Origin of the sequence: Salifodinibacter halophilus (assembly GCA_012999515.1) — a bacterium.
Taxonomy (GTDB): domain Bacteria; phylum Pseudomonadota; class Gammaproteobacteria; order Nevskiales; family Salinisphaeraceae; genus Salifodinibacter; species Salifodinibacter halophilus.
Genome location: JABEEB010000794.1, coordinates 1 through 233 on the forward strand (window position 1 = coordinate 1; position 233 = coordinate 233).

Annotated in this window: 2 protein-coding genes; both read right to left on the bottom strand. The window is 66.1% G+C overall.

Annotated elements, in window-relative coordinates; all coding sequences use genetic code 11:
* Positions 1-108 (bottom strand): cell division topological specificity factor (locus HKX41_13760; protein NNC25199.1); only part of this gene is annotated, 108 nt, incomplete at its 3' end.
* Between the two features lie 4 nt (positions 109-112).
* The coding region (locus HKX41_13765; protein ID NNC25200.1) for a septum site-determining protein MinD at positions 113-233 on the bottom strand (121 nt) is incomplete at its 5' end.

Below are 233 nucleotides of genomic sequence, written 5' to 3' on the forward strand. Positions count from 1 at the left end.
ATCCGGGCCGCCGCGGCCGGCGCGCTCGTGCGCGACGATGATCCGCAGGCGGTCCTTGGCGACCGCGGCGGTTTGCTTCTTGGCCAGCAGGAAGTCGAACAGACCCATGAGCTCAGCCTCCGAAAATCTTGCTGAAGAAGCCCTTCTTTTCCACTTGGGTGAAGCGCATCGGACGGGTGTCGCCGAGCAGGCGGGCGACGGCGTCGTCGTAAGCCTGGGCAGCGTCGGATTCG